Genomic DNA, 8012 nt, shown 5'->3' with positions numbered 1-8012 from the left:
CTCGGGGAAGGTCTGGGACAGGCGGCCGCCTTGCCGGAGCGGTTCGATCCTGCGAGCGAGGCCGGTTGCGTCATCGGTCTCGAGGAAAACCCCGCAGAGGGTGACGGGCCCCTCGGCGGGCTGCAGCCGCTCGCCCGGCATTTTGCGCCAGAAGCGCTCGGAGGCCCCGGCCTTGGCCATGCCGATGACGCTGTCATAGGAGCCGCACATCCCGGCATCGGTCATATAGCCGGTGCCCTTTTCCAGGATCTGGTGATCGGCCGTCGGCACATGGGTATGGGTGCCGACCACGAGCGACAGGCGGCCGTCAAAACTATGGGCGAAGGCCTCCTTCTCGCTGGTTGCCTCGCCGTGGAAATCCACCACCGCCGCCTGCAGCGTGGCGCCAAGCTTGTGGCGGCTGAGCAGTTCCTCCGTCGCGCGGAAGGGGCAGTCGAGCGCCTCCATGAAGAGCCGCCCCATGGCATTGACCACGAGGGCGCGCCGGCCGTCGGCGAGCGTCAGGATCGCGCTGCCCGCCCCGGGTGTGCCGGCCGGGAAGTTAAGCGGCCGGAGGACACGCTTTTCGGACGCCATGAAGGGAATGATCTCCCGCCGGTCCCAAGCGTGGTTGCCCAGCGTCACGACATCCGCCCCGGCGGCAAACAGCGCCTGCGCCATGTCGGGCGCAAGGCCGAAGCCGTGGCTGGCGTTTTCGCCATTAACGATGACGAGGTCGAGCTTTAGCCGCGCGCGGAAGTCGGGGAGGGCTGCGATGACGGCGTCGCGCCCGCCACGGCCGACGACGTCGCCGAGAAAAAGAATTCGCATGCAGATCCTGTCACTGGTCCGAGGGTGCGAAGCGCCGTACCCCGGCTTCGGTCGCGATGGCATGCAGCTTCTGGTCGAAGGGGCCGGTCGGCACAAGCGATACCTCCTGCGCTTCGTAGGCGCAGCCGATGCGCAGCGCCTCGGGCAGGAGGGCGAGGGTGCGATCGTAGAAGCCGCCGCCATAGCCGAGACGCCGGCCTCCGGCGTCGAAAGCGAGGAGCGGGATCAGCAGGGCGGCCGGCGTCAGCTCCGGCCCTTCGGGATGGCTGGTGCCGAAGCGGCCCGGGGTCATCGGGGCGCCGGGCGTCCATGTGCGGAAAACCAGCGGCGCGCCGCGCCGGCCGGTCACCGGCAGGCCGATCGGATGGCCGCGCGCGTGCAAGGCATGGAGCAGGGGGCGGATGTCGATCTCGTCGCCCATCGGCCAGAAGCCGGAAACCGGCAGGCCGGGGTCCAGTTGGAAGCCGGCCAGGAAATGCCGGGCGAGTTCCTGGCCGAGCGCGGGCTCGCGCCCAGCGCGGGCTGCGGACGCCTCTCTGCGCGCTGCAGCTTTCGCAGCGATCAGGGCCGGATCCTCGGTCGGGAAAGGAGGTGTGTGCGGAGCCGCCATGGCCGTTGGCGTTTTCATCCTCCTAGAGCCTGCTTGTGCAGGTGGGCACCAGGTACCATGACCAAGATCATGACAGCGCCAGTTCCCAAGGAGAATGCTTATCGGCCCCAGGGATGATTTACCTATCGAACCGGGCAGCCCCGCCCACGATACTTAGGAGCGTTCGAGCGCATCCGCAATCTCTTCCGCCTTTGCGGCGAGGCGATGCACCGTTGCGTCGAATTCAGGGTCGATCACTGTCACGGGTTCGGCAGTCGCGACCGGGGCGCGACCGGCCAGGGCAGAGGCCAGGGCCACCTCTTTGTCGTGCAGGTCATCGGCCAGCAGGAGAGCTGCCAGCAGCAGAACCCGCGCTTCCCCCTGCTGGCCGAGGGACTTTACGTCGTTCACCCGCTTCTGCAGCACCGCGGCCATCGCTTCGAGATGGCTTTCCTGCCCGTCCTCGCAGCCCACCAGATAGGAATAGCCGTTGATCCACACATTCACCTGAGCCATCGCGGCCTCCTTCCTGCCAATCGGTTCCTCCTGGCCCCGGCCGTCAGGGCTGACGTTCGAGGCCGAGGGCGTTGCGCAGGCCGCCGATGAGGTCGTCGAGTTTCGTCACGATTTCGTGACGAGTCTGGTCGTCGACGGGAGCCGCTGTCGCGACACCGGCGGGTTCGGCGGCGGTCTCCTTCGCCGGACCTTCGAACGACACAGTCTCATCAGCAGAAGCGGGACGAGGTTTCGCGACCTGCGCAGCAATTCTATTGAGTGCTGCTTCCACCCGGCGCAAGGCCGCGCTGGTGTCCTCGTATTCTGCCATGGGCTTCTAGTCTACCGTCCTTGGGGGATTCACCTCGCCGCATCAGCACAGGTCGGGCGAGCAACGTCAAGGATTTCGCGTAATGGCGGGCCTGCCTCCGGCGGTCATGATTCACAGCTTGGCCGATGGTCGCTCGGCGCTGGAGCCAGCCCTGCCGGTGACCCTCGTGTCCGCGCCGGGGGCGGCCGCCTTTGCAGGCGCCGCCTGGTGGCTTGCGCTCATCGCCGCGTTGCGGGACGCGCACCCTGCTTTTGGCTTTTGCGATGTGCTGGACTGTGCCGATGCGCCGGGTTTTGCCGCCCAGGCGCTGCGCCTCGGCCAGCGGCGTATCGCCTTTTCGTCTCCGGTCCCGGGGCTTGTGGCGCGGATCGCGGCGCTGGGGGCGGAATGCGGAGCCGAGGTGCTGCCCGCGCTGCCGCCCGCCCTCGATCTTGCCCAGCGTGGCGCCCGCCGTCGCCTCGCCGCCTGGCTCGGGGCGCCGCCCGCGGGGTGACAAGGGGGGTGGTTTTCGCTAGTCCTCACCCGATATGCACGCCGCATTCCGGCGGCTTTTCGGGACAGGCCTCACGATGTTTTCATCCGCGACGACCGGGCCCAGGCGCGCCTTCGGCGGGGCTCGCTGATCATGGCCGAGGACTCCGCCTGCCGGCTCTACCTCGTGACACCGCCCGTGCTCGACCCCCTCGCCTTCCGGGACTGGCTCGCGGCGGCGCTCGATGCCGGTGATGTCGGCGCTGTGCAACTTCGCCTGAAACAGGCCGAGGATGACGCGATCCGCCGCGCGATCGACGTTTTGCGCCCCGCGGCGCAAGACCGGGGTGTTGCCTTCCTGCTCAACGATCGGCCCGATCTCGCCGCCGCGACAGGATGCGACGGCGCCCATGTCGGGCAGGAGGATACGAGCGTGCGCGAGGCTCGGCGCATCCTCGGACCGGATTTGACCCTTGGCGTCTCCTGCCACGGCAGCCGCGAACTGGCGATGACCGGAGGCGAGGACGGCGCCGACTATGTTGCCTTCGGCGCTTTCTTCCCCTCCGGCACCAAGACCGATGCGCCGGTCGAGGCCGAAGCCGAAATTCTCGCCTGGTGGTCCGAGATGATGGAACTGCCTGCGGTCGCGATCGGCGGAATCACGCCCATGAACTGCGCGCCGCTGGTGCTGGCCGGGGCGGATTTCCTCGCCGTCGTCAGCGCCGTCTGGGACCATCCCGAGGGTCCGGCAGGCGGGGTGCGCGCCATGAACATGGCCATCGCGGCCGCTCTCGGGCGCTGAGACATAGACATATCTTTATGAATGGTTGCCCATGGCTCCCCTGACCGCGCTGGCCTTGCCGCTCCTCCGCCGTATGGAGGCCGAGCGCGCCCATAGGCTGGCCATCCTCGGCATGCGCCTTGGCCTCGCCGCTGAACACGCCAAGGCCGATCCGCCGTCGCTCGCCACGACCGTTGCAGGGATGAGATTCAGCAATCCCGTCGGCCTCGCCGCCGGCTTCGACAAGGATGCAGTGGCGTTGCGCTCCTTGATGCGCATGGGCTTCGGCTTCGTCGAGGCGGGCACGGTGACGCCGCGGCCTCAAAGCGGAAACCCGCAGCCGCGCCTGTTCCGCCTGACGGAAGACGCCGCGATCATCAACCGCATGGGGTTCAACAATCACGGTATCGTGCCGTTCGAGAAGCAGTTGGCCCGTCATCGCCGCATCGTCCCGGTCGGCGCCAATATTGGCGTCAACAAGGAGGGTGCCGATCCGGAGCGGGACTATCCCGAGCTGCTGCGCCAGGTCGCGCCCGTGTGCGATTACGTAACGGTCAATGTCTCCTCCCCCAATACGCCTGGTTTGCGCGACCTGCAGAGCGAAGCGCGGCTGACCGCCATCCTCGCCGCCATGCGACAGACGGTGCCCGATGCGCCGCCCATCTTCGTGAAGGTGGCGCCGGATCTCTCGGTCGAGGGGCTGGAGGCGGTGGTGGAAACCGCCATCAACGCCGGCATTGCGGGTCTCATCCTCACCAACACGACCATCGCGCGGCCCGAGCGCCTGCGCAGCCCGCAGGCGCAGGAGACGGGCGGCCTTTCCGGGCAGCCGCTGTTCGAACGCTCCACCGCCATGCTGGCGCGTGCCCGCTTGGCGGCCGCCGGGCGCCTCGCGTTGATCGGCGTTGGCGGCGTGGGGTCCGGCGCGCAAGCGCTGGCCAAGATCGAGGCCGGGGCCGATCTCGTGCAGATCTATACGGCGTTCATCTATGGCGGCCCCGCGGTGATCACGCGGATCAAGACGGAACTCGCCTCGGGGCTGCGCCGCGCCGACATTGCTCATGTCTCGGACCTGACCGGCGCTGCCGCCGAACGCTGGGCGAAAGGGGTCTGACCATGCAGCATCTCGAGGGCCTGGCGCCGATCGCCGACCGCTATGACGGTTTCATCCTCGATCTCTGGGGCGTCATCCATGATGGGGTGAAGCTCTATCCGCATTCGAAGGCGACCCTTCAGGCCCTTCGGGAGCGGGGCAAGCGCATCGTCATGCTCTCCAACGCCCCGCGCCGGGCAGCGATGGTGGAAAAGGCGCTGACCGCGCTCGGCATTCCGCGCGACCTCTATGACGGCGTGATGACGAGCGGCGAGAGCGTCTGGCAGGCGCTGCGCGACCGGGATGACCCGTGGTTCGCGGGCCTCGGCCGCCGCGCCTTCTGGCTCGGCCCACCGCGTGATCTGCCGCTGCTGGAAGGGCTCGATATCGAGTTGGCGCTCAGTCCGGGCGACGCCGATTTCGTACTCAATATCGGGGCGGACGAGGCGGTGAGCGAAAGTGATCTCGCGCCCCATCTACCGGCACTGGAAGACTGCCTGCGCGCGGGGCTGCCGATGGTCTGCGCCAATCCTGATCTCATCATCGTGCGCGACGGAAAGCAGATCCTCTGCGCCGGCATTCTTGCCGAAGCCTACGGCAAGATGGGAGGCGACTTCCGCTGGCGCGGCAAGCCGGATGCCCAGGTCTATGGCCCGACCCTCGCCATGCTGGATTGCGCGAAGGATCGCGTGCTGGCGGTGGGCGATGCGCTGCGCACCGATATCGCGGGCGCCAGTTCCGTCGGGATCGAGTCCGCGTGGGTGCTGGACGGCATCCACGACCTTGCGGGCAAGCACCCAGATGCGGAACAAGAAGCGGCGGCGGCGGGTCTTGCACCGGTCGCGACCCTCCCCAGCTTCCGGTGGTGATGCGAAAAACCCTCCTCCTCACGGTTTTTGTGGCGGGGCTCGCCCCGCAGGCCTTCGCCAGGGAGCCGGAAGCGGCCCAGCCCTATCCGAAACCACCTTCCGTGGTTTTCGGGGATCTCTACCGCGCCGTGGAAATGGCGCAGATCTTTCCGGACCAGAAGACCTTCGCCGACGCCATTCCGACCGAGGCGCCCGCCGACATCCTCAAGGCCTATGAGGCCGCAAAAGACAAGCCGGGCTTCGATCTCAAAGCCTTCGTCATGGCGCATTTCAAGGAGCCGGTGCTGAAAACCGTCTCCTACCAGCGCAAGCCCGGGGAGACGGTTTCCCAATACATCGCCGATCTCTGGACGGTGCTGCTGCGCCAGCCGGACGCGGCGGAGAAATACTCCTCCCTGCTGCCGCTACCCGCCCCCTATATCGTTCCGGGTGGGCGCTTCAGCGAAATCTATTATTGGGACACCTACTTCACCATGCTCGGTCTGGAGCAGGGCGGGCAGGACGTGATCGCGCAGGACATGGTGCGCAACATCGCCTCCCTCATCACCCGCTACGGGCATATGCCGAACGGCAACCGCAGCTACTATCTCGGCCGCTCCCAGCCGCCCTTCTTCTCCTGCATGGTCGATCTTCTGGCGGAGAAAGACGGGCCTGGGATCTATCGGACCTATCTCCCTGCCATGCGCGCGGAGTATGATTATTGGATGAAGGGCGAGGCTGGGCTGAAGCCCGGCAAGGCGCACGGCAATGTCGTAATGCTTGCAGACGGCACGGTGCTCAACCGCTTCTGGAGCGCTGACGACACGCCGCGAGACGAGAGTTTTCGCGAGGATGTCGAGACCGCAAAGCTTTCGAAGGAGAAACCGGCGATCCTGTATCGCAATCTCCGAGCCGGCGCGGAATCGGGCTGGGACTACAGTTCCCGCTGGCTGGCGGATGGCCGCACGCTGGCGACAATCGACACGACCGACATTTTGCCGGTTGATCTCAATGCCGAGCTGTTCCATCTCGAAAGCGATCTTGCCCATGCCTATCAGCTGGCGGGCAATACCAAGCTCTCAACCCATTTCGCGGTACGCGCGGCCCAGCGGGCGGCGGCGATCCGCCGCGTGATGTGGGATGCCAAGGCGGGCGATTTTTCCGATTACAATTGGCGGAGGCGACAGCTCACGCACGTGCTCTCGGCCGCGACCGTGGTGCCGCTGTTTTTCCACGTCGCGACCGATGCGGAAGGAAAATCCGTCGCCAAGGTGGTTGAGGCGAAGCTGCTGGCGCCGGGCGGTATTCTCACCACCACCAGCCAGACCGGCCAGCAATGGGATGCGCCGAACGGCTGGGCGCCCCTGCAATGGATGGCCGTGCAAGGTTTCCGCAACTACGGCGAGGTCGGACTTGCCAAGACAATCGCCACGCGCTGGGAAGCCCGCGTGAACGAAGGCTTTGCGCGCGACGGCGTGCTGGTCGAGAAATACAATGTCGCCGCGGCCCCGGGCAGCGGCGCGGGTGGCCATGGCGGCGAATACGCGCTGCAAGTGGGCTTCGGCTGGACCAATGGCGTGCAGGCCGCACTGATGGCGGAGTATCCGATGGCTCAGCCAAAGGCGAAAGCCACTTCGGCGCCGGGTAACTAGAGCGGTACCCGATCAGGGAGGGTCGCTCGGAGAGCGGCGTGGCGGGCGAGAGTGGAAAGCCGTTTTCAACGACCAGCCCTATTCAACGCGACCGCCGCGCGAATGAGGGCCTTGAAGGCCGGTTCATCAATTTCGTCGCCGTTATGAAGATCAATCGCGCGGCGGGTGTTTCCGTCTAGGCTGGCGTTGAAGAGGTGGGACGGGTCAGGAAGCGATGCGCCCCGCGCAAAAGTGAGCTTGACCTTGTCGCGATAGATCTCGCCGGTGCAAAGAATCCCGCCATTGGACCAGACCGGAACACCGGAAGGGTTCGATGGCTTTCGCCATTTCACCTCCTCGCTGACCGCGGGGTCAGCGTCCCGGATGAGTGTGCGGATCGAAGCCAAGATCTCGCCTCGCCAATCGGCAAGCGATGCGATTTTTGCGTCGATCAGGCCAGACGCAGAGAGATCCTCGGCCGCCTTCCGGTCTGGAGCTGCGATCCGCTTGGAAGTCACCGAAACGATCCCTTGCCTGTCCCGCAACGATTCCACAACGAGGAGACCTCGGCAACCGCTCTACAGGCGCGGGAATGTGCCGGCTCAATCGCTGAAGCATCGTTCCGTTCAGCGATAGAAATCTGGCCACTCCGGCTGCTCCACGGCCACGCGGGCGCCGGCGCGCCAGGCGGCCAGCGCCGCGTCGATCACCAGCATCGCCCGATAGCCGTCCCAGGCCGTCGCACCCTCGTTCGGCGCGCCGGTAAGGATGGAGGAGACCCAGCGCTCGAACTGAATGCGATAGGCATCCGCGAAACGCGCGCGCCAATCCTGCGGCACGATGGTGCCGTCCTGGGCCTGGATCCGGATAGAGGTCGGCGGCCCTGGGCGCAGCGCGACCGTGCCGTCCTCGCCCACCAGTTCGGCCTGCACATCGTAGCCGTAGCGCGCATCGGTGAAGGCT

The 8012-nt window shown here is 66.6% G+C and carries 11 protein-coding genes and 1 other RNA gene; 5 read left to right on the top strand and 7 right to left on the bottom strand.

Annotated features, from left to right (window positions below):
* The 5 genes from VL752_RS06840 to VL752_RS06820 form a co-directional block, all read right to left on the bottom strand.
* Window positions 1-810 (bottom strand): TIGR00282 family metallophosphoesterase (locus VL752_RS06840; protein ID WP_325353475.1); only part of this gene is annotated, 810 nt, incomplete at its 3' end.
* Window positions 811-820: 10 nt separating this feature from the next.
* Window positions 821-1420, bottom strand: a complete 600-nt coding sequence (locus VL752_RS06835; protein ID WP_325353473.1) for a 5-formyltetrahydrofolate cyclo-ligase — start codon at window positions 1418-1420, stop codon at window positions 821-823.
* A non-coding RNA gene (gene ssrS / locus VL752_RS06830) (6S RNA) lies at window positions 1407-1564 on the bottom strand. Before ssrS ends, VL752_RS06835 begins: the two co-directional genes overlap by 14 nt.
* Before the next feature lie 9 nt (window positions 1565-1573).
* Window positions 1574-1915 carry a cell division protein ZapA gene (locus tag VL752_RS06825; protein ID WP_325353471.1) on the bottom strand — a complete coding sequence of 114 codons (342 nt, stop codon included), beginning with the start codon at window positions 1913-1915 and terminating at the stop codon, window positions 1574-1576.
* 43 nt (window positions 1916-1958) lie between these two features.
* On the bottom strand, window positions 1959-2225 hold the full coding sequence (locus tag VL752_RS06820; protein WP_325353469.1) for a hypothetical protein: 267 nt from the start codon (window positions 2223-2225) through the stop codon (window positions 1959-1961).
* 82 nt (window positions 2226-2307) lie between these two features.
* Between VL752_RS06820 and VL752_RS06815 the strand changes: the two genes are divergently transcribed.
* The 5 genes from VL752_RS06815 (at window position 2308) to treF (ending at window position 7070) form a co-directional block, all read left to right on the top strand.
* Window positions 2308-2718, top strand: a complete 411-nt coding sequence (locus tag VL752_RS06815; RefSeq protein WP_325353467.1) for a hypothetical protein — start codon at window positions 2308-2310, stop codon at window positions 2716-2718.
* Window positions 2719-2850: 132 nt separating this feature from the next.
* Window positions 2851-3498: a thiamine phosphate synthase gene (gene thiE, locus VL752_RS06810; protein WP_325353465.1), complete on the top strand. Its 648-nt coding sequence runs from the start codon at window positions 2851-2853 to the stop codon at window positions 3496-3498.
* Window positions 3499-3529: 31 nt separating this feature from the next.
* On the top strand, window positions 3530-4591 hold the full coding sequence (locus VL752_RS06805) for a quinone-dependent dihydroorotate dehydrogenase (RefSeq protein ID WP_325353463.1): 1062 nt from the start codon (window positions 3530-3532) through the stop codon (window positions 4589-4591).
* 2 nt (window positions 4592-4593) lie between these two features.
* Entirely contained in the window at window positions 4594-5439 is an 846-nt protein-coding gene (locus tag VL752_RS06800) for a TIGR01459 family HAD-type hydrolase (protein ID WP_325353461.1), read from the top strand.
* The gene (treF, locus tag VL752_RS06795; protein WP_325353459.1) at window positions 5439-7070 is read left to right on the top strand and encodes an alpha,alpha-trehalase TreF; all 1632 of its coding nucleotides are present in this window, start codon (window positions 5439-5441) and stop codon (window positions 7068-7070) included. The genes VL752_RS06800 and treF overlap by 1 nt, the downstream gene beginning before the upstream one ends.
* A 65-nt stretch (window positions 7071-7135) precedes the next feature.
* On the opposite strand, the gene VL752_RS06790 is transcribed toward treF, so the two are convergent.
* Window positions 7136-7567, bottom strand: a complete 432-nt coding sequence (locus tag VL752_RS06790) for a DUF1801 domain-containing protein (protein ID WP_325353457.1) — start codon at window positions 7565-7567, stop codon at window positions 7136-7138.
* A 108-nt stretch (window positions 7568-7675) separates the two neighbouring features.
* A partial coding sequence (locus VL752_RS06785; protein WP_325353455.1) for a Gfo/Idh/MocA family oxidoreductase occupies window positions 7676-8012 on the bottom strand: 337 nt, incomplete at its 5' end.

Origin of the sequence: Acidisoma sp. (assembly GCF_035492295.1) — a bacterium.
GTDB lineage: Bacteria > Pseudomonadota > Alphaproteobacteria > Acetobacterales > Acetobacteraceae > Acidisoma.
The sequence above is the reverse complement of the archived record's forward strand: the minus strand, read 5'-3'. Positions and strand labels throughout refer to the sequence as shown.

What these genes read in the sequence shown, in the direction of transcription:
- thiE (WP_325353465.1), top strand. Translation starts at nt 2,851, where the DNA reads ATGGCCGAGGACTCCGCCTGCCGGCTCTACCTCGTGACACCGCCCGTG.
- VL752_RS06805 (WP_325353463.1), top strand. Translation starts at nt 3,530, where the DNA reads ATGGCTCCCCTGACCGCGCTGGCCTTGCCGCTCCTCCGCCGTATGGAG.
- VL752_RS06820 (WP_325353469.1), bottom strand. Translation starts at nt 2,225, where the DNA reads ATGGCAGAATACGAGGACACCAGCGCGGCCTTGCGCCGGGTGGAAGCA.
- treF (WP_325353459.1), top strand. Translation starts at nt 5,439, where the DNA reads ATGCGAAAAACCCTCCTCCTCACGGTTTTTGTGGCGGGGCTCGCCCCG.
- VL752_RS06835 (WP_325353473.1), bottom strand. Translation starts at nt 1,420, where the DNA reads ATGGCGGCTCCGCACACACCTCCTTTCCCGACCGAGGATCCGGCCCTG.
- VL752_RS06800 (WP_325353461.1), top strand. Translation starts at nt 4,594, where the DNA reads ATGCAGCATCTCGAGGGCCTGGCGCCGATCGCCGACCGCTATGACGGT.
- VL752_RS06825 (WP_325353471.1), bottom strand. Translation starts at nt 1,915, where the DNA reads ATGGCTCAGGTGAATGTGTGGATCAACGGCTATTCCTATCTGGTGGGC.
- VL752_RS06815 (WP_325353467.1), top strand. Translation starts at nt 2,308, where the DNA reads ATGGCGGGCCTGCCTCCGGCGGTCATGATTCACAGCTTGGCCGATGGT.